The sequence below is a fragment of the Rhodococcus sp. T7 genome, from assembly GCF_009872365.1.
Lineage (GTDB): Bacteria > Actinomycetota > Actinomycetes > Mycobacteriales > Mycobacteriaceae > Rhodococcus_F.
This window is the reverse complement of record NZ_WXYH01000021.1, coordinates 1-24,781: the sequence shown is the minus strand read 5'-3', so window position 1 is coordinate 24,781 and position 24,781 is coordinate 1. Positions and strand designations below refer to the sequence as shown.

General features: G+C 68.4%; 20 protein-coding genes and 1 pseudogene. 1 reads left to right on the top strand and 20 read right to left on the bottom strand.

Annotated elements, in window-relative coordinates:
* From MLGJGCBP_RS03125 to MLGJGCBP_RS03080, 10 genes are all read right to left on the bottom strand, one after another.
* Positions 1-2,213: molybdopterin-containing oxidoreductase family protein (locus MLGJGCBP_RS03125; protein ID WP_236580896.1), on the bottom strand; the 2,213-nt coding region annotated here is incomplete at its 3' end.
* Positions 2,210-3,832: an FAD-dependent oxidoreductase gene (locus MLGJGCBP_RS03120; protein ID WP_160094019.1), complete on the bottom strand. Its 1,623-nt coding sequence runs from the start codon at positions 3,830-3,832 to the stop codon at positions 2,210-2,212. The genes MLGJGCBP_RS03125 and MLGJGCBP_RS03120, both read right to left, overlap by 4 nt.
* Positions 3,832-6,069: a molybdopterin-dependent oxidoreductase gene (locus tag MLGJGCBP_RS03115; RefSeq protein ID WP_160094018.1), complete on the bottom strand. Its 2,238-nt coding sequence runs from the start codon at positions 6,067-6,069 to the stop codon at positions 3,832-3,834. Before MLGJGCBP_RS03115 ends, MLGJGCBP_RS03120 begins: the two co-directional genes overlap by 1 nt.
* A complete protein-coding gene (locus tag MLGJGCBP_RS03110; protein ID WP_160094017.1) occupies positions 6,069-8,198 on the bottom strand; it encodes a molybdopterin-containing oxidoreductase family protein in 2,130 nt (709 codons plus the stop codon). The genes MLGJGCBP_RS03115 and MLGJGCBP_RS03110 overlap by 1 nt, the downstream gene beginning before the upstream one ends.
* Before the next feature lie 3 nt (positions 8,199-8,201).
* Entirely contained in the window at positions 8,202-9,608 is a 1,407-nt protein-coding gene (locus MLGJGCBP_RS03105) for an MFS transporter (protein WP_160094016.1), read from the bottom strand.
* 62 nt (positions 9,609-9,670) lie between these two features.
* Positions 9,671-11,212 carry a class I adenylate-forming enzyme family protein gene (locus MLGJGCBP_RS03100; protein WP_160094015.1) on the bottom strand — a complete coding sequence of 514 codons (1,542 nt, stop codon included), beginning with the start codon at positions 11,210-11,212 and terminating at the stop codon, positions 9,671-9,673.
* 191 nt (positions 11,213-11,403) lie between these two features.
* Complete coding sequence (locus tag MLGJGCBP_RS03095) at positions 11,404-12,654, bottom strand: CaiB/BaiF CoA transferase family protein (RefSeq protein ID WP_160094014.1); 1,251 nt, start codon at positions 12,652-12,654, stop codon at positions 11,404-11,406.
* Complete coding sequence (locus MLGJGCBP_RS03090; protein WP_160094013.1) at positions 12,651-13,322, bottom strand: PaaI family thioesterase; 672 nt, start codon at positions 13,320-13,322, stop codon at positions 12,651-12,653. The genes MLGJGCBP_RS03095 and MLGJGCBP_RS03090 overlap by 4 nt, the downstream gene beginning before the upstream one ends.
* Positions 13,319-14,080 (bottom strand): enoyl-CoA hydratase/isomerase family protein, encoded by a 762-nt coding sequence (locus MLGJGCBP_RS03085; protein ID WP_160094012.1) that lies wholly within the window; start codon positions 14,078-14,080, stop codon positions 13,319-13,321. Before MLGJGCBP_RS03085 ends, MLGJGCBP_RS03090 begins: the two co-directional genes overlap by 4 nt.
* Positions 14,077-15,258: an aromatic ring-hydroxylating oxygenase subunit alpha gene (locus MLGJGCBP_RS03080; protein WP_160094022.1), complete on the bottom strand. Its 1,182-nt coding sequence runs from the start codon at positions 15,256-15,258 to the stop codon at positions 14,077-14,079. The genes MLGJGCBP_RS03085 and MLGJGCBP_RS03080 overlap by 4 nt, the downstream gene beginning before the upstream one ends.
* A 71-nt stretch (positions 15,259-15,329) precedes the next feature.
* On the opposite strand from MLGJGCBP_RS03080, the gene MLGJGCBP_RS03075 reads away from it, so the two are divergent.
* Positions 15,330-15,944 (top strand): TetR/AcrR family transcriptional regulator, encoded by a 615-nt coding sequence (locus tag MLGJGCBP_RS03075; RefSeq protein WP_160094011.1) that lies wholly within the window; start codon positions 15,330-15,332, stop codon positions 15,942-15,944.
* 44 nt (positions 15,945-15,988) lie between these two features.
* Here the strand turns inward: MLGJGCBP_RS03075 and MLGJGCBP_RS03070 are convergent, their stop codons facing one another.
* The 10 genes and pseudogenes from MLGJGCBP_RS03070 to MLGJGCBP_RS51380 all read right to left on the bottom strand — a co-directional run.
* Positions 15,989-16,606 (bottom strand): hypothetical protein, encoded by a 618-nt coding sequence (locus tag MLGJGCBP_RS03070; protein WP_160094010.1) that lies wholly within the window; start codon positions 16,604-16,606, stop codon positions 15,989-15,991.
* Between the two features lie 71 nt (positions 16,607-16,677).
* Entirely contained in the window at positions 16,678-17,637 is a 960-nt protein-coding gene (locus MLGJGCBP_RS03065) for an MlaD family protein (protein WP_160094009.1), read from the bottom strand.
* Positions 17,634-18,641: an MlaD family protein gene (locus MLGJGCBP_RS03060; RefSeq protein WP_124395539.1), complete on the bottom strand. Its 1,008-nt coding sequence runs from the start codon at positions 18,639-18,641 to the stop codon at positions 17,634-17,636. Before MLGJGCBP_RS03060 ends, MLGJGCBP_RS03065 begins: the two co-directional genes overlap by 4 nt.
* A gap of 1 nt (position 18,642) precedes the next feature.
* The gene (locus MLGJGCBP_RS03055; RefSeq protein WP_160094008.1) at positions 18,643-19,674 is read right to left on the bottom strand and encodes an MlaD family protein; all 1,032 of its coding nucleotides are present in this window, start codon (positions 19,672-19,674) and stop codon (positions 18,643-18,645) included.
* 1 nt (position 19,675) lies between these two features.
* Entirely contained in the window at positions 19,676-20,701 is a 1,026-nt protein-coding gene (locus MLGJGCBP_RS03050) for an MlaD family protein (protein WP_442972074.1), read from the bottom strand.
* Positions 20,689-21,702: an MlaD family protein gene (locus MLGJGCBP_RS03045; protein ID WP_160094007.1), complete on the bottom strand. Its 1,014-nt coding sequence runs from the start codon at positions 21,700-21,702 to the stop codon at positions 20,689-20,691. Before MLGJGCBP_RS03045 ends, MLGJGCBP_RS03050 begins: the two co-directional genes overlap by 13 nt.
* The gene (locus MLGJGCBP_RS03040) at positions 21,699-22,781 is read right to left on the bottom strand and encodes an Mce family protein (RefSeq protein ID WP_160094006.1); all 1,083 of its coding nucleotides are present in this window, start codon (positions 22,779-22,781) and stop codon (positions 21,699-21,701) included. Before MLGJGCBP_RS03040 ends, MLGJGCBP_RS03045 begins: the two co-directional genes overlap by 4 nt.
* Positions 22,782-22,785: 4 nt before the next feature.
* The gene (locus MLGJGCBP_RS03035; RefSeq protein WP_201452946.1) at positions 22,786-23,661 is read right to left on the bottom strand and encodes an MlaE family ABC transporter permease; all 876 of its coding nucleotides are present in this window, start codon (positions 23,659-23,661) and stop codon (positions 22,786-22,788) included.
* A gap of 1 nt (position 23,662) precedes the next feature.
* Positions 23,663-24,475: an ABC transporter permease gene (locus MLGJGCBP_RS03030; protein WP_225929464.1), complete on the bottom strand. Its 813-nt coding sequence runs from the start codon at positions 24,473-24,475 to the stop codon at positions 23,663-23,665.
* A gap of 77 nt (positions 24,476-24,552) precedes the next feature.
* A pseudogene (locus MLGJGCBP_RS51380) lies at positions 24,553-24,781 on the bottom strand (hypothetical protein); the annotation flags it as partial.

Sequence of the window (24,781 nt, the reverse complement as noted above, 5' to 3'; positions counted from 1 at the left end):
CGCCGGCTACCCGTCGGTGCGCGACCGGGGAGCCGCACTCGACGCCGCGGTCGTGGCGCTGCAGGGCGCCCGCGGCGATGCCGGAGGCGCACCACCTCGACGTTGATGCCGGTGAGCTGCGACTGATTGCTCAGCGGGTCGTAGCCGTCCGTCCCGGTGGGCGCGAGACGGTTGACGTTCACACCCGGGTTGCGCCTCGCGACGTCCAGCCCCCGGGCGGTGCCCTGCCCCCAGCCGTGGGTCATCGCCACGACGCCCGGCCGGAGGGTGTCGTCGTAGACCAGCATCGCGCCGACCTCCCCGTGGCGGTTGCGCACGGTGACGTCGTCGCCCTCGACGAGGTCCCGGCGGCGCGCGTCGTCCGGGTGCATCCACAGCGGATTGCTCTGGTGGACGCCCTGTTTGAGCACCGGAAGGTTGTGCAGCCAGCTGTTGACCATGTAGTGGGTGCGCCGGGTGATCAGTTTGAGTTGGTCGGCGGGCTCCGCGGCCAGCTCCTCGAGGATGCGTTCCGCGGTCCGGTAGGAGCGCTGGAACAGCGCGGGACAGCAGTCGATCAGGCCGTCGTCGTGCTGGACCGCGATACTGAACACGTGCGACGGTTCGGCCTCCGGCAGCACCGCGGTCTGGCAGGGCATGGTCGCGAGGAGATCGATGCTCAGGCCGGAGTCCCGCATCATCGCGTCGACCGCGGCGAACGGATTGGGGTCCGGGTCGTCGAGCAGGGTGGGGACGCCCATCGCCTGCTGGATGCGGGACAGGATCCACCAGTCGTCGCGGCGCTCCCCCTTTGCGGGGACGACGGCGGGCGTGTACTGCACGTACGGCTCCATCGCCACACCCATCGTGTTGAGGAAGTTGACGTCCTCCCGTTCCAGCCAGTCCGTGGCGGGCAGAAGATAGTCCGCCATCTCACCGGTGACCGTGCGGTACAGATCGACGGTCACGATCAGGTCCAACTGCTCGAACGCCCGGCGCAGCCGGTCGTCGCCGCCGACCGACAGCAGCGGGTTGCCCGACACCACGATCAGCGCGCGGATCGGGTCCTCCGGGTTCTCGATGAGGTCCGGCAGGAGCGCGGCGGGCAGATCGCCGCCGACGGTGCGCATCTCACCGAAGGGACCGTCGTAGAACGGGTCCTCCCGTTTACGCTTCGAGCCCTGCACCACGTCGGCGACGCCGCGCGAGTAGATGTTGCCGCCGCGCCTGCCGAGGTTGCCGGAGAACAGACTGATCATGGTGAGCATCCAGTAGGCCAGGGTGCCCTGGCGACCCTGGTTCACTCCGGTCGCCATGTAGATGCTCGCGCTCGGTGCCGCGCAGAAGTCGTCGGCGACCTCCCGGATCGTGTCGGCCTCGATGCCGGTGACCGCGGCGATCCGGTCGACCGGGTACTGCTGGACGAAGTCGAGCAACTCGTCGACGCGGCGAGCGTGACGTTCCACCTCGGCCCTGTCATACCCGATCCGGAAGACGATCTCGTGCAGGATTCCGGCGAGGAAGTAGAAGTCGGTGTCCGGCTTGATCAGCAGCACGTCCCCGGTCTCCGGCGACGACGACTCGATACGGCGCGGATTGACGAACAGCACTGTCCCGCCGCGACTCTTTACGGCACGGATCTTGGCCATCGGATCCGAGATGTGGATCAGCGTCATGTGCGAGACCTGCGGGTTGCTGCCGACGCACAGGAAGTAGTCGGTGTGCAGTAGGTCGGGAATCGGATGCGCCATCGACGCCCCGTAGATCGCTTCACTCGCAGCATATTTGGCCGAGGTGTCCTGGGTTCCCGCACTGAAGCGCATCCGGGTGTCGAAGCCGCGCGCAATCGTGGCGGCGTTCGCGTAGTAGGCGCCGTTGAACGCCGACGGGTTGCCCTGATAGACGGCGAGCGCGCCCCGTCCGTATCGGTGCCGCACTTCCGCGAGCCTGTCGGCGATCTCGCGCGCCGCGACGTCCCACTCGACGGGTTCGAAGACGCCGCGCTCCTCGCTCCGCGGATTTTTCCGCTTCAGCGGCCGGTCGAGGCGATCCGGATCCTGGTGCACCTGGAGGTAGTGCACACCCTTGTGGCAGGAGAACCCCTTGTGCACGGGATGATCCCGGTCCGGTTGCAGCCGGAGCACTTCGCCGTCCCGGACCTCGGCGAGCAGGCCGCACCCCGGTTCGCAGATGCGGCAGAAGGTGTGCACCCGGGTCGTGTCCGCCGGACTCACCGGGCGGCCGCACCCGCGACGACGGCTGCCTGCCGGGCGTCGACGATCTTGATGCGGGGCCTGCCCTCCTCGCGGCCGCGCTCGCGCTCGAAGCGGTCGATCGCGCGCCAGTCCGCACCGCCGAGCGCGTCGGGCCTGCGTTCGCGCACCAGCGCCGCCAGGTCCGCAGCGGCCGCGGTGGGGGCGGCGAGCAGTCCCGCGCGGTGATCGGCGAGGAGTGCCTCGACGGTCTCCGCCGCGCAGTAGCGATTGGTGCCGATCACACCGGTCGCACCGCGTTTGATCCAGCCCGCCACATAGTGCCCGCGGACGGTCTCCCCGGTGTCCGGCAGCGCGACCCGGCCCCCGGCGTTGGCGACGGTTCCGGCGGCCTCGTCGAACGGGAGGCCGTCGATCGGCAGTCCGCGGTACCCGACCGCCCGGAGGATCAGACCGCACTCGATTCGGTCCACGGTGTCGCCGTGGGCCACCAGAAGGGACTCGGCACGGCCCGCACCGAGCACCTCTCGCGGGGAGGTACCGAAGCGCAGCACGATGCGCTTGTTCCCCGGCGTCGCCTCCCGCCGGGCGTATTCGGCGAGGATCCGCAGCTTGGCCGGTGCGTCCGGACCTGCCGTGACCGGACCGTCGACGAGGACGTCGATGCCCGGCAGCGAGCCGAGCGCGAGCAGTTCCGGCGTGGTGCAGGCCGCGTGCTCGGGTCCCCGCCTGCCGAGCACCACCACCTCCTCGACCCGGCTGTCGGCCAGTACGGCGAGGGCGTGGTCGGCGATGTCGGTGCGGCGCAGGGTTTTCACGTCGGAGACGAGGATGCGGGCGACGTCCAGGGCGACGTTGCCGTTGCCGACCACGACGGCGCGGCGCGCGGACAGGTCGAAGGTGCGCTCGGCGTGATCGGGGTGACCGTTGTACCAGGCGACGAACTCCCGGGCGGCGTAGCTGCCCGGCAGGTCCTCGCCGGGGATGCCGAGGCGCCGGTCCCCCGACGCCCCGGACGCGTGGATCACCGCGTGGTGGTGGGCCAGCACCTCGTCGAGCGTCACGTCCCGCCCCACCTCGACGCCGAGGTGGAAGGTGAAGCCGTCGCGTCGCGCGGTCCGGTTGAACACCCGGTCCACCGTCTTCGTGTGCCAGTGGTCCGGCGCGACGCCGAACCGCACGAGTCCGCCTGCGACGGGAAGCCGTTCGAACATGGTGACCTCGGCGGCGATGTCGCGGCGGGCCAGCAGTTCCTCGGCGGCGTAGAACGCGGACGGTCCCGATCCGACGATCGCCACCCGCAGCGCCGGGGGGTCGGTGACACCGGTGGTCGCGAGGGTGAGCGGGAGCGGTTGCACATGGGCACCGGGCGGGGCGCTGCGGGGATTCCGCTGGAAGTACTCGGCATTGATCTCCCGGTACCGGTCGATGTCGGGTGCGGGGGCGTCGCCGGGCACGATCGCGTCCACCGGGCACACGTCGGAGCAGGCGCCGCAGTCGATGCAGGTGCCCGGGTCGATGTACAGCATCTCGGTGCGCGTGTACTCCCGCTCGGCGGGAGTCGGGTGGATGCAGTCGACGGGGCAGACCGCGACACAGGTCGCGTCGTTGCAGCAGTTCTGGGTGACCACGTACGCCATCAGGGATGCTCCTCGCTCGTGCGCGTCACGGTGACCGGGACGCCGTTGAAGATCGGGGACGCCGTCAGCGCCTCGAGGTCGGTGGTGTCGTCCACCAGGGCGTTGTAGTTGCTGCCGGGCACCGACGCCGACCGGGATGTCCGCAGGCCCGGCCCGTCGTGGCCCCACCCGTGCGGCATGCTCACCACACCGGGACGCAATGCGTCGTCGATCCGTAGTTCGGCCGTCACGGTGGTGACCTTGGACGTCACCGCCACCCGGTCGCCGCCGACCAGGCCGCGCTCGGCAGCATCGCGTGGGCTGATCAGCAGGGCGCACTGGCCGCCGTCCGGTTGGGGCAGGGCATTGTGCAGCCACGAATTCATGCCGCGCCGTTGACGCCGGTTGATCAGCAGCAGATCCGGGGCGGCCCGGGTCGTGCTCGCCCGCACCCGCGGCAGATCCGCAGCGATCATCGCCGGCATCAGGTCGATCCGCCCGTCCGGGGTGCGCAGCACCTCCGGGACGCGCGGTGTCAGCGGCCCGTAGTCGATGCCGTCCGGGTTGGCCTCCAGCAGTGCGAGAGTCAGCCCGTCCGGGTCGAGCCCGAAACGGTCGCCGTAGGGTCCGCTGCGCAGACGCAGGTCCAGCAGTCGTTGGGGGCCGCGCCGGTCGGTGACGGCGTGCAGAACCTGTTCCACCTCGCAGCCGGCGAGTTTCGCGGCGCGCCGGGCGGCGACGGCGGCCACCTCGTCGTCCATCTCCTCGACCGGGCGGCGCGGGGTTTCCTTGGCGATCGCGGCGATCCGCAGCAGGATCTGCCATTCCGCCAGCTCACCCTCGGCGAGGTCGAGGAGGGGTGGGGTGTACCGGGCGACGTTCCGGATCTGGAAGTGCGCCAGCGTCACGTCGTGGTGGCCGCGGGTCGCGAGCGGTGGCGGCGGCAGGATCACGTCGGCGTGGCGGGTGGTCTCGTTGAGGTAGCAGTCCACCGACACCATGAAGTCGAGGGCGCCGAGCGCCTCCTCGATCGCCCCGCTGTTGGGCAGGGAGCGGGCCGGGTTCCCGGCGAGGGTGATCAGCGCCCGGGTACGGCCCGGTCCGGGCGTGAGGATCTCCTCGGCGAAGCACACCGCGGGCAACTCCCCCATCGCCTCCGGCAGCCCCCGCACTCGCGAACGCCACCGGTCGAACATCAGCTTCGGCGGTCGGGTCACCGGCCAGGTGTTCTGCCCGCCTGCCGGCGGCAGCGCGAACATCGCCCCTCCAGGCCGGTCCAGGTTGCCGGTGACGATGGTGAGTACCTCGACGAGCCAGTTCGCGAGGGTGCCGAACTCCTGCATGCACGTCCCGATCCGCGAATGCGCCACCGCTGCAGGCGCGCCCGCGAAACCCCGGGCCACCGCGCGGATCAGGTCGGCGTCGATCCCGCACGCGGTGGCGACGGCGTCGGGGTCGAAGTCCGCCGCCATCGCGAGAGCGGCGTCCAGGCCGTCCACCACAGCAGGCACGCGGTCGGATCTGGACAGCCCCTCGGACGCGATGACGGACAGCACCCCGAGCAGGAACAGGGCGTCGGTCCCGGGCCGGATCGGCACGTGCAGATCCGCGACCTCGGCGGTGCGGGTGCGCACCGGATCCACCACGACGAGGGTGCCGCCCCGCTCGCGCAACGCCTGCAGGCGGTGGTGCATGCCGGGCGCGGTGACGGTGCTGCCGTTGGAGACCATCGGGTTCGAGCCGAGGATCAGCAGGTAGTCGGTGCGGTCGAGGTCGGGCAGGCTCATGCCCAGTCCGGTGCCGTACAGCAGCATGTGTGCGAGGTTCTTCGGCCAGGTGTCGACGCTGGCAGGCGAGTAGATGTTCCGCGTGCCGACCGCACCGATCAGCTCACCCAGGTAGAACGTCGAATCCAGGTGGTGGGCGGCCGGATTCCCGTGGTAGACGGCGCAGCTGCCCGGGTCGCCGGTGACGAACTCCGGTAGCCGGCGCTCGATCTCGGCGAACGCCTCGTCCCAGCCGGCCTCGCGGAACCCACCGTCTGCGGTGCGCAGGAGCGGGGTCCGGATCCGGTCCGGGTCGCCCTCGATGCGGCCGAGACCGAGCCCCTTCGCGCAACTGTGCCCGGCGCTCATCACGTCGTCGGGGTTCGGCGCGACCCGCGTGATGGCGCGACCGTCGAGTTCGACCAGCAGCCCGCACGTCGACTCGCACAGCGGGCAGATCCGGTGCCCGGCAATCGGTTCTGCCGTCGTCATCACACGTCCTGTTCGATGGTGGTGGGCTCGACCGCGACGGGAACCGCGGTCATGGTGGGCATCGCGTTGATCGACTGGACGCCGTCGCCGGTACCGGTCAGCGCGTTCACGTTCACTCCGACGTCGTCGCGCGGGTCGACGCTGCCGAAGCAGTGCGTCATCGACACGGTGCCGCGGGCCAGGGTGGCGTCCGCCCGCGCGGTCGCACGCAAGTGCCCGGACGCCGAGCGCACGGTCACCGCCTGCCCGTCGGCGATGCCCACGGCGGCGAGGTCGTCCGGGTGCAGGCTCGCGGGGTTGGCGCCACCCGGAACAAGTCCCGGCACGCGGGTGCCGGTGGAGTTGACGGCCTCGCGGATCCGCCGCACCGTCAGCAGGAGCGGGAACTGTGCTGCGACAGTCCTGTCCGTCAGCGCTGCGCGCAGTTCGGCGCGCACGTCGTCGGGCATCAGCGTCAGGCGGTGCCCGGCGCTCTCCTCGGCCGCCGGACCCACGACGGCGCCGCTGCGTCCGGCGAGGTGTCCGTGCGGGGCGGCGACCAGGTCGGCGAACGGGACGCGTCCCCGTTCGGCCGTCATCGCCAGCAACTGTTCGGACGTCGGTGGCGCGGCAGAGTCGAGGATGCGACCGGCGAACTTGACGGGCTGCCCGGAGGCGGCGGCGAGGTCGAGAAAGAATTGCCAGTCGTCGACGACGCCGGGCGGCGCGGTCACGACTGCGGGGGTGTACTGCGCGAACGGCTGCGGGAAGAACGGCTCCATGATCGCGGTGTGATCGGCGCGCTCGTACATCGTGGTCGGCGCGATCACGTAGTCGGCGAGCCGCGCGGTGTCCGACATGCGCGGGTCGACGCACACCAGCAGGTCGAGTGATCGCATCGCGCGCAACGCTTTCCCGCGATCGGGCAGCGCCGCCGCCGGGTTGCCGCCGGAGACGATCAGTGCCCGCACCCGGCCGGGGCCCGGTTCGAGGATCTCGTCGGCGAGGATGCCGGACGGAAGTTCACCGCGGATCGCCCTGACCCCACCGATCCGGCTGCGGAATCCGCGCTCGAATGCCCGGGTGGCCGGCGCGACCTCCGCGCGAGCCGGTTGGTGCCGGGTCAGGACGGCGCGATCGTCGGCCCGCTCCCCCTCGCGCAGGTACCGGCCGCACACCACGTTCAGGGCCGCGACGAGGTGTTCCGCGAGGTTCGAGTGCGGGCCCATGCACAACCCGGTGCCGCTGGTCGCCATGCCCCGCGCCGCGCCTGCGAACACTCGTGCCGCGTCGCGGATCCGCTCTGCCGGAACACCGCAGATCCGCTGCACGACGTCGGGGGTCACGCCGGCGACGGCGTCGGCGAGCACGGCCAGGTCGGCCGTGTACCGGTGGCAGAAGCCGGCGTCGTGGAGGCGCTCGGTGAGGACGACGTGCAGGAGACCGGCGAACAGCACCGCGTCGGTCCCCGGCCGGGGCGCCAGATGGATGTCGGCGAGAGCCGCGGTCTCGGTGCGTCGCGGGTCGACGACGATGAGCCGCAGGCCCCGCTCCCGCGCCGCCCTCAGCGTGACGGACGGGTTCTGCACCACCGCGCCGTCCCCGTCGCCGCCGTTGCCGGAGACGACGGGGTTGGTTCCCGCGAGCAACCACACGTCGGCGTCCTCGAATCGCTGCCGACCGCCGAGGTACGTTCCCATCCTTTCGGCGACAACCCATTTCGCGGACTGGTCGATGGTCATCGTGGAGAACAACTTGTGCGAGCCGGTGCCCCGGAACCAGGCCCGGGCCATCGGCGGGGTGAGTGCGGCGAAGTTCTGCTGCGTCCCCATGAACAGCGCGACCGAGTCCGGTCCGTGCCGGTCCACGATGGCGCGCAGCCGGTCTGCGATGTCGGTGATCGCCCGCGCCACCGGCACCGGCTCGTGGGTGCCTGCGGCGGTTCGCCGCATCGACGTGGTGAGCCGGTCCGGTCCGTGGACGAGGTCGCCGCCGCGGCGCCCCTTCGGGCAGGTGTACCCGCCGGAGATCGGATGGTGGGCGTCGCCGAGCACCCGTGCGATCCGCCCGTCCTCGATGTCGAGCAGGACCCCGCACGAGGAGGCACACAGCCTGCAATACGACGTGGCCCTCGACGTGACGGATCGCATGGCTCAGTGCGCCTCGGCAGCGACGGCGGTCGACTCCGCGGCCCCGACGACGGTGCGCCCGCGCAGCCGTTCCCGCACGAACAGCGTACCGAGAGTGAGGACGGCGACGGCGGTCGGCACGATCATCAGCAGGAAGATCGTGCGGGCGTCCATCCCGGCCGCGATCAGGGCGGCGCCGAGGGTGGGCCCGGCGATGGACCCGACCCGTCCGATTCCCATGGCCCATCCGATGCCGGTCGAGCGTGCCGCCACCGGGTAGATCGACGCCGCGATCGCGATGATGCCCGCCGAACTGCCGGACATCCCGAATCCGACGATGCAGATCGTGATCAGCAGCAGGGTGGAGTTCGCCAGGAACATCGCGACGACGCCGATGAACAGGGCGCCGAGTGTGTAGCCGGCCATCACCACCGCGTACGCGGCGTCCGAGCCCCGGGACCGGCGCCACGCGGTGCCGACGCGGTCGGTGATCCACCCGATCGACAGCGCGCCCGCCATGCCGCCGAGGTTGAACAGCGCCGCGGCGAGGATCGCATTGGACGGGCTCTGCCCAGCCTGGCTGAACAGCGACGGCATCCACCCGAACAGGAAGTAGATGACCAGGAAGTTGATGACGAACACGACCCACAGCAGGACCGTGTCCAGCGCCCGGCCGCCGGCGAAGAGTTCCCGGATGGGCGACTTGGTGGCCACGGCGGCGTCCACAGTGAACGTCACAGATCCGGTGATGCCCGCCTGCGGGGCGATCGCCGAGAGGATCTTCGCGGCGCCGGCGTGATCGCCCCGGGCCGCGAGGAACTTGCCCGATTCCGGCAGCCCGGCCCACGCGAACGCTGCCACGATCAGCGGGAGGACGCCACCGGCCACGAAGATCGACTGCCAGCCGTACGCCGGAATCAGTTGGGCGGCAGCGAGTCCGCCGAGGAAGCCGCCCAGCGACATTCCCGCGACGACGATGGTGACCAGGGTGGAGCGGCTGCGCGCCGGGCTGTACTCACTGGTCAGCGCGATCAGGTTCGGGGTGACGCCGCCGAGTCCGATTCCGGCGAGGATCCGCAGCACGATCAGCACCCCCATCGACGGCGCGAACGCGGACGCGAGGGTGAACACCGCGAACAGCACGGTGCACAGCAGGATCACCCGTCGCCGGCCCCAGCGGTCGGCAACGGGACCGAACAGCAGGCTGCCGACGACCATCGCGCCGCTGCTGAGCGCCAGCAGCAGCCCGAACGAGGCCTTGGACAGTCCCCAGTCCTCGGACAGCGCGGGAATCGCGAATCCGATCAGCTGGGCGTCCATGCCGTCGAGGATCGCGAGCGCCAGGCAGAGCGCGATGGCACGCTTCTGGAGGGCCGACACCGGTGCGGCGTCGATGAGTTGGGAGATGTCGACTTCACGAGTTGGGGCCACGATGTGCATTCCTCTCGAAGGGGGGAACCGCGGGGGATGAAGCCTCGAACTGGAGGGTCTTCCTAGACGGGGGTGACGGTGCCGTCGACGGCGAGGGCGTCGGCGGGCACCTCGGGGAAGCGCTGGCGCAGAGACGGTTTGGCGAGCTTGCCGGAGAAGGTGCGCGGCAGGGGTTCGCCCAGCGCGACGGCGTGCTTGGGACGCTTGAACTTCGCCAGGTTCTCGCCGGCGACCTCGGCGATGTCGGCGACGATCTCGGCGGCCGGGCGCTCGCTGTGGAACACCACCATCGGCACCTCGCCCCAGCGGTCGTCCTTGACGCCGATGACCGCGAGGTCGACCAGGCCCTCGATGCCGTGCAGCGCCTTCTCGATCTCGGCGGGGTAGACGTTGAGGCCCCCGGAGATCAGCATGTCCTTGCTGCGGTCGACGATCTTCAGGAATCCGCCCTCGTCCTGCATGCCGAGGTCGCCGGTGCGCAGCCATCCGTCGCCGAGGGTCGCCGCGGTGGCCTCGGGCTTGTTCCAGTACTCCCGCAGCACGTGCTCGCCGCGGACCAGGATCTCGCCGACCTCCCCGGCCGGGGTGTCGACTCCCGGATCCCCGATCCGGATGTGGGTGCCGACCAGCGGCAGCCCCGCGAAGCCGGGACGGGACAGGGCGTCCTCGTAGGCGAGCGTCGAGACCATGCCGGACGCCTCGGTGAGGCCGTAGCACTGGGTGAGCGGGATGCCGTGCGAGCGGTAGAAGTCGAGCAGGTCGAGGCTGACGGGGGCGCCACCGGTGCCGGCGAACGTAAACTTCGCGAGCGAACGGGTGCCGAAGTCAGGCAGCATCGTCATCCGTTCCCAGATCACGGGGACGGTCGTGGTGGCCGTGATCTGCTCGCGCTCGAACGTGTCGAGGGCGATCTCCGGGTCGTATTCGCGCAGCAGGACCATTGTCGCGCCGGGCACGACGACGAGTTGCATGAAGATCGACAGGATCGAACCGGTGTACACCAGCGGGGCGGAGCACAGCACCCGGTCGCGGGACGAGAAGCCGAACGTGATCGACTGCGAGATGCCGGGGGTCATTGCGTTGCGGTGGGTGATCAGAGCGCCCTTCTGCACGCCGGTGGTGCCCGAGGTGTAGCAGATGAAGCCGGGGTCGTCGGCGTCGATGGCGACGACGGGCGCGGTCCCTGGGTCGATCAGCCGCTCGTACGGCGGATGGGCACTGCCCCCGATCGCGTAGGTCTCGAACTCCGCCTGCTCGGCGGCGACCTCGAGCAGCGACGCGAAACCGTCCTCGACGATCACCACGCGCGGCGCGGAGTCGAGCACCATCGGCGCCAGCTCCTTGCCGGTGAGCCGGAAGTTCAGCGGCACGCTGATGGCGCCGAGCTTGAGCGTCGCAAGGATGATGTGGGCGAGTTCGGGGCGATTGAGCATCATCACCGCCACCCGGTCCCCCTTGCGGACGCCCCGGGCTGCGAGGCCGCGGGCGAGTGCGTCGGTGATCGCGTCGACCTCGGCCCAGGTCTGCGACGTGTCCCCGAACACGATGGCCTGCTGTTGCGAACGCGTTTTACCCCAGAACCGGGTCAGGTCCGCGAGATTCATCTGTGCTCCTCGTGCTCGTCGACCGGGTGTGACCACCCTCACTTCGTGTGCCGTAAACCTAACAGCTATAGGCAAATGACGCAATGCTAGATTCGGAAATTTCGGGCACCCGGCAGTACCGGTCTTTCGCACGAAAACGACACCCACACAACTTGTTTCGTGTGGGTGTCGCTTCTGCGGAGTGCGCGCGGTCAGCCGGCGGACGGGGCCTCGCGCCGGGGGCTCGCCGGTTCGGTTGCCGCGGCGATCCGCGCGGCGTCGTACTGCGCCACCGTCCGCAGCACCTCCGAGGTGTCCGCGCCCACGACCGGTGGCAGCGCCGGCGCGAACTTCTCCCCGGCGACACGCACGGGGCTGACCACGAGTTCGAGCTCACCGACCCCGGGGTAGTCGACCCGGTAGGTGTTGTCCCGCGCCCGGAAGTGCGGGTCGTCGAGCATGTCGGCCACGCTGTTGACCGGGCCTCCCGCGATGCCGTGTTCGAGGAACAGCTGCACCCACTCGGCGCGGGTGCGCTGCGCGAAGATCTCCGTCAGCGCCCGCCACACCAGGTCCGCGCGGGCGGGGGCGCCGTCGTCCGTCCCCGTGAGGTCGACGCCGATCAGGTCGTCACGCCCGACCGCGGCCAGGAAGTTGTGCCAGAACTTCTCCACGTGCGAACCGAACAGGATCGCCTCGCCGTCGCTGGTGCGGTAGGCCTCGAGCCGTGGCCAGTCGGGCAGCCGCCCGTCCGGCAGCCAGGTCGGCCGGGGAATCGAGCGGTCCCTGTTCAACTCCGCGTCCACGAGGTCCGGCATCCACGCGGCGGCGACGTCGATGCCCGCCACCTCGACGTGGCAGCCGGTGCCGGTGGCTCCGGCCTTGTGCAGCGCGGCGAGCAGGCCCATCGCCCCGTAGGCGCCGAGCGCGTACATCGCGATCGGCGGCGTCGTGGATCCCGCCATCCCCTCGGTCGGCGGCTCCGCGGGAGTGCCGACCTCACGGAGCCCGGCGTACGCATCGAACACCGGACCACCGGTGCCGAGAACGCGGTACGGGCCGTCGGTGCCCATGCCCGACACCGTGCACAGCACGATCTTCGGATTCACCTGTCGCAGTTGCTCGTAGCCGACGCCGAGCCAGTCGAGGTACCCGCCCCGCATGCCCTCGATGACCGCGTCGCACGACCGCGCGAGGTCGAGGAACGCCTGCTTGCCCTCGGGGGTGCGCAGATCGAGTGCGACGCTGCGCTTTCCGCGATTCCATCGCAGGTGCATGAACGCAGGACCGTCCTCGTCTCCGACGGCACGGCTGCCGCCGATGCGCACCGGATCCCCGAGCGGACCGGATTCGATCTTGATCACGTCCGCACCCAGATCGGCGAGATGCCCGCCGAGCGACGACGGCGCCAGCTGCGCGACCTCGAGGATCCGAACGCCGTCCAGCAGCGAGTACCCACTCATGAACCCTCCTCCGCTCCCCGGCCGACGGCCAGCGAGACGTTCTGTGTCTGTTCCGGTTTCAATTCGATCCAGAGTCCGTCGACGTCGGCGACGAGGACGTCGCCGTGATACATCGCACCGCGCAGGAATCGTTTGCGGCCCTCCTGCCCGGCCAACTCCGCTTCGACGCGCAATTCGACGCCGAGCGGCGCGGGGGCGCGGTAGTTGACGTGCAGGTACGCCGTGCGCGCCCAGTGCCTGCCGGAGCTGTTGGCGAGGCGCGCGAGAATCTCGTCGAAGATCAGCGGCGTCACGCCGCCGTTCATCGCGTAGCGCCCGGAATGGAATCTGCCGACCGTGACGCGCCCCCGCGCCCGGGTCGCGGTCACCTCGTCGACGTGGAGGGCCGGCGTCAGCGCCTGCGCTCGGCCGGGAAGGTCCCAGCGCCGGCCGGCGATCTGTTCGTCCTCGCCGACCTCGAACTCCGCCAGTCGTGCTGCGAGGTCGCGGAGCGTACGCGCCGCGCAACTAGCCGCGTCGGGCGTCGGACAGCTGCGGGTGACGGCCTCCTGCACCGAGCGCAGGGCGTCGGCCAGTTCCGCGAACTCGTCGTCGCCGTCCACGGTCGGTTCGAACGGGTCGTCCCAGCTGGGACTCCAGATGTCGTCGGGAGTCGAGACGCGGGTCACCGGGCACGCCGTCCGAAGTACGAGCCGAATGTCTCCTCGACCGGACGTGGCCGGAGGGTCGTGCGCGACGCGACGTTCTCCCGGTCGTACCGGGACCGCAGGTCGCGTCCCGGTCCGTCGAGCAGCAGAGTCTTGATCTCGCGCATCGACTCGGGCGGCTGCGCGGCGATCTCCCCGGCCGCCTCCAGCGCGGCGCCGAGCACGTCGCCGTCGGCCGCGTACCGGGAGACGAGCCCCATCCGGTGGGCCTCCTCACCGGTGACCGCCCGCGACGTCATCAGCAGATCGCGGGCGAGCCCGGCACCGATCAGGTGGTCGAGCACCCACGTGAGGTTGGCGCCGCCGTATTTCGCCGCGGTGACGGTGATGCGGGTGGCGGGACCTCCCACGCGCAAATCGGAACACACCGCCAGCAGGGTGCCCGCGCCGTAGGCCATGCCCTGGACTGCGGCGACGGTGGGTTTGGGGAAAGTGAAGTACCTCCACAGCAGTTCGTCCCGTTCGAGCAGGCTGAGGACACAGGCGTCCGCCGTCATCGCCCGGAGTTCCTTCAGGTCGTATCCCGCGGAGAACGCGGCGGTACCCTCTCCCGCCAGCAGCACCACCCGGACGTCCGGATCGTCCGCCGCTTCGGCGAGCGCGGCATCGAGTTCACGTTGCAGGCCGAGGGTGATCGCGTTGTGCACTTCGGGCCGAGCGAGGTCGAGTTGCAGCACCCCGGGTGCGGGCGACGATCGGCGCAGGTCGCCCGTCGTCACCGCACACCGCCGGCCGCGGCCTCCTGCCGAGCGACCTCCTCGGCATCGCGGGTGATCATCTTGTGGAACACCTGACCGGGGAGTTCGTTGCGTCCGTAGATCAGCTCGTCGACCTGACCGTGCGCCGCGTTGGCCGTGATCGTCTTCGTGACGAACCAGTCCTCGGCGTGCAGGGTCTCCATGAGGAGTTCCCAGTTCTTGTCCAGAACCCGCTTCTCCCGCGGAGTCTCGGGTTCCTTCGGGGACAGAAGGCGAATGGTGCAGTACGACACGTTGGGATCTTCGGTGTCGGGCACGATCGTCCAGATCTCGAAGTGGTTGGGCTCGGTCACGAGCATCGTGCCCGGGTAGATCGTGTAGTTCGCGAGGGAGTAGTCGCGGACGTCGAACGAGTCGGGGTCTGCGCCGCGAACCTCGGTGATCGACTTGCGGGCCACGACGATTCGCCACGAACGGTCGACGAGGTCGTAGGCGGTGATGTTGCCCTCGAGGTAGTTGCACACGGTCTTGGTGTGCAACTGGCACAGGTGGTACGAGTCCTGGACGCCGTCGACGGCGATCTTCCAGTTCATGTCCAGTTTCCAGGTCTCCTTGCGCACCTGGAACGACTCGGCCATGCCGGTGTCCGTCACCTCCGCGTCGTGTTTGGCGCCGAGAATCCCGGCGATGTCGAGTTCGGCGCCGACCGTCGGAACCACCCAGACCAGGCCGTGCCGCACCTCGCAGGGAAATTCGACGAGCCCGTACTGCGAACGGTCCATGCCGTCGAAGCCTTCCGCGTGCGGCATTCCCCGCAGATCTCCCCCGCGGCCGTACGCCCAGTTGTGATAGGGGCAGCTGAAGACGCGCTTGCAGCCGGCTTCCTCGAACTCCACCTTCGAGCCCCGGTGCCTGCAGACGTTGGAGAAGGCCTTGACGCTGCCGTCCGTCTGCTTGACCACCAGTAGCGGCGTGCCGATCAGTTCGGTCGTGACGAAGTCGCCTGCCTTCTTCAGCTCGTCGACGTGGGCGACGATGTGCGGCAGCCGCCGGACCACCGTGCGCTCGCGTTCGGCGAGTTCGGGGTCGTTGAACACCGAGAACGGCACTCGAAGCAGGTCGTCCGCGTAGTCGGTGCTGTTGTTGTCGACGTGTGCGATCAGTCGCTCGGTGAGTGTGATCTTGTCTTCGCGCTCCATACACCGAGAGTGGCACATGAGACATTCGTTGTCTAGCGTCTCACGGCAGATCGTGGTTGTACTGTTTCCTGGTGGCTGCAAGGACTGGAAACGACTCCGCGACCGACGTCCGCTCGACGATCCTCAGCGCAGCGGAGTCGTGCTTCGAACGCTTCGGGATCACCAAGACGACGATGGAGGACGTCGCCCGCGCCGCGGACATGTCCCGCGCGACGGTCTACCGGTATTTCTCGGACCGGGAGAGTCTGATCATCGAATCGGTCGCGCGGCGGGCGCGCAAGAACATGACGCCCGCCCGGGCCTTCATCGCGAAGTGGCCCACGATCGAGGAGCGACTCGTCGAGGGCATCTGCCAGAACGTCGAGAGCGGTCTGCGGGACCCCATGGTCCACCTGCTCGTCTCCCCCTCGGAGATGACCCTGGCGAACTCCCTGCTGACCACGTCGGGCAAGGCCGTCGAACTGACGAGTGAGCTGTGGGAGCCGATTCTGCGCGAGGCGCAGGAGGCCGGCGACCTCCGCGCCGACCTGGATCTGACATTGCTGTGCGAATGGATCTCGGAACTCGAGATCATGTGTATCAGCCAACTGAACGGCGGCACCGGTTCGCTGGAACGGTTCCGGGAAAAGATCCGCACGTTCCTGGTCCCATCGGTTGTTCCCGCCGCGCTGCCTGCCGGCGACTGAGTACGCGAGGTACGACGCCGCCGGCGGACTGCTCCGAACTCCGGCTACCGCGGCGCCTTGTCCCCGTCGAGTGCCGAGTCGATTCCGCTGATCTCGGTGATCTTCCAGTCGTTTCCGCTGTCGACCGTCATCTTGTAGGTCGCGGTCGACTGCAGTCCGTCCGGTGCCTGGCTGTTCTTCGTCAGGACGCTGACGAAGCAGTCGACCGAATAGGTTCCGTCCGGTCCCGGTTCGGCTTTCGCCGAGATCGGCTGTGCGCTCGACGTCCACTGGAGTGGAGCGATGATCTGCTCCATCGACGTCGCGGCCTGGGTGAGTCGGTTGGACAGTTCCGGGGCGGTGCCCGCCGTCAGCCGTGTTCGCCACGCGGACAGGTCGCGAAAGTCCATTTCTGCGGCGCCGGTCGCGTAGTCGAGGGCGATCCGTTCGGCCTGCTGCCTGCTCGCCGCCGCGTCGTGAAGTTGGTCGAGTTCGTCGGTCGTGCTCCGGAGTTGCCACCCGAGCACCGCCAGTGCGACGACGAGAACGGCGACCAGGCCCCCGACCATCACCGACCGCAGCGGCACGTTCCTGCCGCCTCGACGCTCACGATCGCCCGCACCAGCGGAGGGATCGGCCTCGGGGGCGGTTCCGGAGTTCACGAGTTCCATGGATTTCTGCATCGTTCGCCTTTCACTGGGCTGTCCGATCTCCGGGGGTGGACGATCGAGGACTTTTCGGGGTGCGGTTGGCTCTACCGTCCCGACGGGCTGAGATGGACCGTCAGTGCATCTCCGGATGCGGTGGACGCCATGACGTTGTCGAGCAGGCGGCCCACGTCGACGGTCCGCATCGACGCCGCCCCCGCCTGCACCGAGGGCAGGAGATTCACGCCGATCACCTGCAGGTCCGGGGCGGTGTGGTCGAGGAACGTCTGCAGCTCCCCGATGAAAGGGCTTGCTCCGTTGGCGATTCCGTCGCGCAACGGACCCTTCTCGGTGGCGAACCGGATTCCGCCGAGCACGTCGTGGAACCCGCTGCCGAACTCGGCGACGATCGGTGTCGTGTCCCGGAATCCCTCCGGCAGGGTCGCGCTGTCCATCAGCAGGGGCTGCAGGGTGTCGAACAGCGTGGTGAGGTTGTCGGACTGCTGGGTGAGCGTCGCGGCGAGTAGTTCACCGGCCCGCGTGAGGTTGTTCAGGACCGCGAAGTCGTCGGGGAGCGCGACGTCGATCGTGTCGAAGATCGCTTGTACCCGAACGGGATCCACCTGTTCGAGGAGCCTGGTCAGGCGCTCGGAGAGCTCCTTGAACGTCGTGGGCACCATGACCTGGTTCGCCGGGACGGTAGCCCCGTCCTCGAGATACGGCCCCGCGGCGGACGAGGGCAGCACCGCGAGGAACGGTTCGCCCAGCGCCGACAGATTGTCGACGCGGAATTCGCTGTCGGCGGGGATCGACCGGTCACTCTCGTAGTTCCACGCGACCTCGATGTGGTCGGCCGACGCCGTCACGTCACTGATGTGTCCGATCGCCACCCCCCGGAGCAGCACGCGGGAGCCGACCACGAGTCCGTTCGTGTCCGGCACGTCCAGTGTGGCGGTGCGTACGTCGTCGAACCGGGCGACGTGCAGGCCGGCCCGGCCCATGTAGAGGAAGGACAGCACGGCGATCACCACCATGCCGAGAATCGACAACGAAGTCTTGACAGTCATTTCACTGCTCCCAGCATGCGGAGCAGATTCTCCGCGTCGGCCACGATCTGGTCTCCCCCGGCGGATTCGATGCCCTCGATCTCGACGGAAGGCTTCTGCGCGAACGGCACGATCCTGCTGCGCAGGAAACGCGACAGCACCACGGTCGTGTCCGGGCCCTCGTCCCAGACGTCGCGCGCCACGTCCCCCGTGTCGGCGAGCGTGTTCAGCATGGGCACCATCCACAGTCCGCCTTCGTAGACGCTGCCGACGGAGGGCAGGATCTGGCCGATGTGCGACACCACCGAGATCGCGAGTCGCCGCCAGTAGTGAACGCTGGAACTGTCGAACATGGCCGACAGGGCGTCGGTGCGATCGTCGAACGACAGTGCGGTCTCGTTCAACCCCGTCAGCGTCCGGTCGATCTCCTGCGTCCGGGCAGCGAGATCCTGCATGTCCAGCGCCGCCACGGACGCCACGTCGCGCACGGCAGGGAGCGGCGGCACGACGGCATTGACCCGGGCCATCACATCCTCGATCCGCTGGATGCTGCCGCCGTTGACGAAGTTCGCGAGGACGGCGATGGTGTCCTCCAACTGCGGTGGCGAGATGGTGCGGGCGACGGGGATCGTGCCACCGGCGGGCAGGTAGCCGTCGGCGGAGCGTTCGCCGTCCGCGGTGACGGCGATGTAGGTGTCGCCCAGCAGAGTGTCCTGGCGGACGATCGCCCGCGCGTCGGCGGGAATCCTCGTGCCGCTTCCGATTCCGGCCGACACCGTCACCGTCGATCCGGACACCTGCAGGGACCGGACCTCGCCGACCCGCAACCCGTCCATCATCACGTCGGCACCGGCGGGCAGATTCATCACGCTGGCGAACTCGAGCGACAGGTCGTAGGTGTCGCCGACGCCGCCGCGGACCGAGGGCAGGTCGTCCGGCCCCAGGGAACAGGCCGGCACCGTCAGCACCACCGCGCTCACGGAGGCAGCGCACAGAAACTGCCGCGTTCTTCTCGACAGATTCATCTCAGTTCCTTCCCGTCCGCACGAGGTCGAGCAGCCGGTCCATCGGCACCTCGGTTCCGGCGGTCGTCAGAGCCACGGTCGGCTGCTGGTAGGCAATGGTGAGTGCGCCGTCGCGCGTCGTCTGCTGCGCGAGGAAGGGTGCAACCGACGGAATCGTCGAGATCAGGCTTGCGATGTCGTTCGACCGCGTCGCCGCCAGCTTCAGGGCGTCGGTCGCCGGTCCGTGCACGAAGGGCCAGATGTCGGCGCCGTAGTTCTGCTGGATGTCGTGCAAAGTCGCTACCAGCCAGCCGATTCCCTCGCACACCTCGATGACTCCGGGCCACAGATCGATGCCCGCGGCCACGACGGCAGGCATCTGCTCCACGATCGACCGGATCGAACTCCACCGGCGGAGCGCTTCGTCCGTCAGCGGGGCCATGTTCGCGATCGACGAGCCGATGTCGGCGACGAGTTTGTCCGGATCGGCTGCGGCCTCGGCGGCATGCCTCATCATGTCCGCGGCGTTCTCTCCCTGGCCGCGGAGCGCCTCGTCGAGACCGAGCACCGTCTTCCGGACGTTCTCCTCACCGTCGTCCGGAGCGATCGCATCGATGAAATCGGCTGCCGAACCGGCGATCTCGGAGATGCTTTTCGGAGTATGGCTGTGCTCGAGCGGGATGCACTGCTGCGGAGCGAGTTCCGGACCGGTCGTGTAGTTGCCGACGAGTTCGAGGCTCCGATCGGCGAGCAGGGACTTCGAGCGGGTGACCGCTCGGACGTCGAACGGATAGGACCGGCCACTCGCGAGCGAGAAGGTGACCTGCACGTGGTCGCCCTGCGGCTCGATGCCTTCGACACGGCCCACCTCGTAACCCATCTGGGTGACCGGGTTGCCGGTGTAGAGGCCGATGGCGTCGGGCATGAACGCGCAGAACGCCGACCGGTCTGCCGGCTCCCCCGTCGTCGCGACCGCCACACCGGCGCCGCAGACGGCGGCGGCCGCGCACACGACGGCCAGCACCTTGACGATCAGGCGTGATTTCCCGGACATCTCAGCACGTCCGTCCGGGAACGGGGACACAGAAGTCCGAGGCCATGAGTGTGCCGCCTTTGATCGCGGCCATTCCTTCGGGTGTCAGCCATTCGGCGAGCTGAGTGCGCAACGACTGAAGATTGTCGATGGCCGGGCCCATCGACGTCCGGAACTCGTCGATCACACCCTTCGTGTGGTTCACAGCGTCGAGTACCTCCGTCTTGTGGTCGAGATAGAACCCCTCGAACGGCTGAATCGTCATCAGCACGTTGCCGAGCAGGGAATAGGCCTCGTTGAAACCGGCGTGGGTGGTGTTGTACGTCGAGAGGACCACGTCGATCTGGCGGATCAGTTCGAACACCATGCCCTGGTCGGCCTCGAAGCTCTGGAGATACTCCGCGGCGAGATCAGCGATCGTACGGACCTGCGCACGCTGCTGATCCATCACGCGGGCGATGCTCGTCAGGCCCGAGATCATCGACGCGATCGAATTCGGGTTCTCCTCGAGCGCCCGGGCCATCTCGTCGAGGTTCGCGTCGACGGTGCCGCCCTCGACGTTGTCGGTCGTGTGCGGCGCGGCCTGGAGCACATCGCCGATCGAATACGGAACGCTGACCTGCTCGACGGGCAGCGGGGTGTCCCCGAGCGGCACAACACCGAGAGGGACGAGGGTGATCGCGTACCCCCCGACCGGGGTGAGCATGCGCACCTCCACCCGGGAGTCCGAGCCGACCGGTATCGCGTCGTCGATCTCCGCCGTCACCAGTACCGCGTCCGGCTCGATCGACACGTCCGTGACGGTTCCCACGCCGATGCCCGCCACCCGGACGTCCTGGCCGATGTCGATCGAGGAGGCGTCGTCGGTACGGAACGAGAACGACATCCGTCCCGGCGGGTTCGCGTAGAAGACGGCGGTGGTCACGAGTGCGAAAACCACCAGGAGAACGATGCCCGCGCCGAACGCGACCTCCGTGCCGGCCAGCGCCCGCGCCCTGCTCGACACCCCGCCGATACGCTGGGCACGGTTTTTCGTCACGGGTTGCATACGACGACCTCGCTCCCTCTCAGCAGGACCTCGACGTCGGTGGGTAGCTGCGCCACACCGTTCGTGCACTGGAGGCCATTCGGGCCTGCGGCGGCGGTCTGCGGAACCTGCAGTCCGGCGAAGGCGACCGGCAGCAGTCGCAACGCTTCCGCGGTGTCCGGCACCGACGCGAAGGCGTCGGACAGCATCTGCTCGACGTTCATTCCCGGTTGCAGCCCGAGAGCATCGATCAACCGCTTGATCGGTGTGAGGAATTCGGGGCCGAACGCAGCCGTCTTCGGGAACTCGTCGATGACCGTCATCGCCTTCGCGATGGGGAAACTCACCGAGCGCAGGAACTCGACGACCTCGGGCGACCGGCCTCCCATGCTGTCGGAGATCCGTGCGAGATTGCCGGTGAGGGTCGAGATGACCTGTTCGCGATCGTGGGCGAGGCCCGCGAGTTTCTGTGCGTCTTCGAGCATCGGTGACAGTCCGTTTCCGTCTCCTTGCAGAAGCGAGATCGCGTTCTCGGTGAAGGTGTTGATGTCGTCGGTGCTCATGGTGGCGAGTACCGGCTGCAGTCCGTTGAACAACTCGGTGATGTCGAACGACGCCCGCGTCTTGTCGGCAGGCAGTCGATCGACTGCTTCGCCCGCATTTTCGGGGAATTCGGCGTCGATGTAGCGAACGCCGGTGAGGTTTTGGTACTTCACGGCGAGGATCGTGTCGGAGGTGAGCTGGTACGGCTTCTCCATCGTGAAGTGCACTTCCGCGAGACTCCGCCCGCCGTCCCGGATCAGTTCGACCGATTCGACTTTGCCGATCCGGACGCCCTTCGTCCGGATGTCCCCGTGTGCACCGAGTCCGGAGACATCGGTGAATTCTGCTGTGTAGCTGTTTGTCTCGTTGGCCACCGGGCTCTTCATCGCGCTGATCACGATGATGAAGAGGACCACGGAGACCGCGGCGGCGACGGCGAGCTTGACGAGAGTGACGATGTACCTGGTTCGGCTGCTCATCGGCCGGCCCCGTCCTCGGACGGCGGGGCACCGGTCAACGCCAGGGGTGCCGCCAGTGCGGGCAGATCGTCCAGGACGATCCGGAGATTGAGCCGCTGCCCGTCGCCGCTGTCCTCGAACGCCGAGTCCAGCCGCTCGACGGCGGTGCGCAGTCGCTCGGGGCGCGCCCCACCGTCGTAGAGGTGCGGCACCACGCCCGCGAGTTCCGAGACCACGTCGGTGACCGGTACCAGTTCGTCACCGTGAGATTTCAGCAACTGCCCGGCCTGTCCGAACAATTGTCCGGCCGCCAGGGTCAGACCGGCGTCCGTCTCGTCCATGAACGGATCGTCCACCCCCACCGAACCGTCGGGTCGCTGGTTGTAGGTGCTGTTGTAGATGTGGGTCAGCGAATCGATCGCCTGGCGATTGAACGCCGGGAACACGTCGAGGACGTCGTTGACTCGCCCGAGCAGGTCGGCCGGAAGTGCCTGCTGCGTCTGGGCGATCCGGTCGCCGAGCACGAGTGCCGCATCGAACATCGGTGTCAGGCCGTCGGTGTACCGGACGACCTTGTCCAAGCTGGTGATCATCGAGTCCGTCAGGGTGCCGTCTACGGCCAGCGAACCCTTCTCGATCATGGTCGACATCGTGAAATCTCCTGTGGGCGTGCGGTCCAGCGTGCGGTGTGCCTCCAGCCCGGAACCGCCGGGCCTGCCGACCAGATTGACGGCGGTGGATCCGAAGTAGTTCTGCGGCCGGAAGTCGACGTCGAAAGCATCGGTCAGGCCGCCGATCTGATCCGGATCCAGCTGAAGGTCCATGCGGACGGAGTCCGCGCCGGTCCGTTCCAGTCCGGTGACGACACCGACCTCACCGCCCCGCAGGATCACCTTCGTGCCGGAATCGACACCCGGGCCCACGGAGGGGACGTCGATGCTGATCGGCAGAACTTCCGTGTCCGCGCTGCTCGGGTATACCCAGACTGCAGCGATCACTGCGCAGGTCGTCACGACGACCCCCAGCCCCGCCCCGTGCAGCACTCGGCTCTGACGGCCGGGGACCCCTCTCAGGAAGTCCTGACTCCTCGCTCTGCTCATTGACTCATCCTTTGAACACCAGTTCGGGACTGAGGCCCCAGATCGCCACAGTCATACAGAAATTCAGGACGACGATCGCGACGAGGCTCGCCCGGATCGCTCGCCCTGACGCCGCGCCCACCCCTGCGGGCCCGCCACCCGCGAAGTATCCGTAGTAGCAGTGGATCATCGTGACGACGGCACAGAAGACGACTGCCTTGACCAGCGACGCCACGAGGTCGGGAACACTGAGAAATTGGCTGAAGTAGTGATCGTAGGTACCCGAAGGCTGATGGTGAAACGTCTTGATGATCAACCCTCCGGTGAAGAAGCTGACCACGAGCGCCATCAGATACCCGGGGATCACGATCAGCATGCTGCCGATCAGCCGCGTCCCGACCACGAACGGTATGGCCTGCAATCCCATCGATTCGGTGGCGTCGATCTCCTCGGAGATGCGCATCGAGCCGATCTCGGCGGTCATCCGGCAGCCGGCCTGCGCGGCGAATCCGATTCCGGTGATGATCGGGGCGATGACCCGGACGTTGCCGAACGATCCGATGATCCCGGTCAGCGCGCCGAAGCCCAGCAGGTCGAAGGCCATGAACGCCTGGATCGCGACCACGGCGCCGACGGCCAGTCCCAGGAAGAACATCAGGCTGACGACACCGCCGTCGACGACGAGGGATCCGTTCCCCCACGCCATGTTGTTCATGGTGGTCATGGTCTGCTTGCGGTAGTGCCGCAGCGTCTTGGGCAGCAATGCGATCGTCTTGACGGTGAAGACCGTCACCTGTCCGATTTCCTCGATCACCGACGTCGCAGCGCGACCGACCGAGCGAATCGGTTGCAACAGAACTCCGCCGACGGGGCCTCTGCGGTGTGTGGAGTGTGTGTTCATGTCACGCCAACCGGGCCGGAAAGAACATCATCTGAATCTGGCTGACCAGGAGATTGGTCATGAAGATACAGAAGACGCTGAGTACCACCGAGGCATTGACCGCGTTGGCTACGCCTTTCGGACCGCCCTTCGCTTCGAGTCCTCGCAGGCTTGCGATCAACACGACGAGCGCCGCGAAGATCACCGACTTGAGCACGGAGAAGACCAGATCGGTCGGTGTGGCGAACGAGCCGAACGACTGCCAGAAACTGCCGGGCACCACGTCGTTGACGTTGGCCGAAATCACCAGCCCCGCCGCCACACCCGCCGCGACGATGACGATGCACAGCATCGGTGCGATAGCGACCATCGCGATGAACCGAGGAACGACCAGTCGCTGGACGGGGTCGATCCCCATGACCCGGATCGCTTCGATCTCCTCGCGGATCGCGCGGGCACCGAGATCGGAGGCGATCGCCGATGCGGCCGCACCGCTCATCAGCAGTCCCGCCGCCATCGGTGCCCCCTGCCCCACCACGCCCAGCCCACTCGCCGCTCCTGCCAGCGAGTTCGCGCCGACCTGGTTCATGATTCCACCGACCTGCACCGAGACCTCGGCGCCGATCGGCACCGCCATCAGCAGCGCGGGAAGTGCGGTGACCTTGAGAAGTTTCCACATCTGCGTGGCCACTTCCTCGAGGGGCAACCGCAGGGCGATCGTGTCGGATACCGTGTATTTCAGGATGTTCACCGCCAGCTCACCGGATCGACCCAACGTCGCGAGGCTGCGAATGGGCGTGTCCTTCAAATACTTCCCCACCGCGGCGATCGACAGACGCGGCCTCCGTCGCTTCTCTGTTGCGGCAGGCCCGATCGGCGGGGCGTCCACGACGATCGGGACCTTCACACTCGTCACTTCGCAACTCCCGCTTCGAATGCCGCTGTTTCGAAGTACATTCGGTCCGTGTCTGCGCCGCCCGGACCCCACTCGTCGCCGAGGCCGTCCGCCCGGAGGCTTTCCTGGATCGCGATCTGGGCGTTCTCCGGCAACGTGTGCATGATGTGCCGCACCCGCTCCTGACGACGGGCCACGGCCTGCCGGAACGGCATCCCCGGCGTCGCCTTCATCTGCGGAACGATG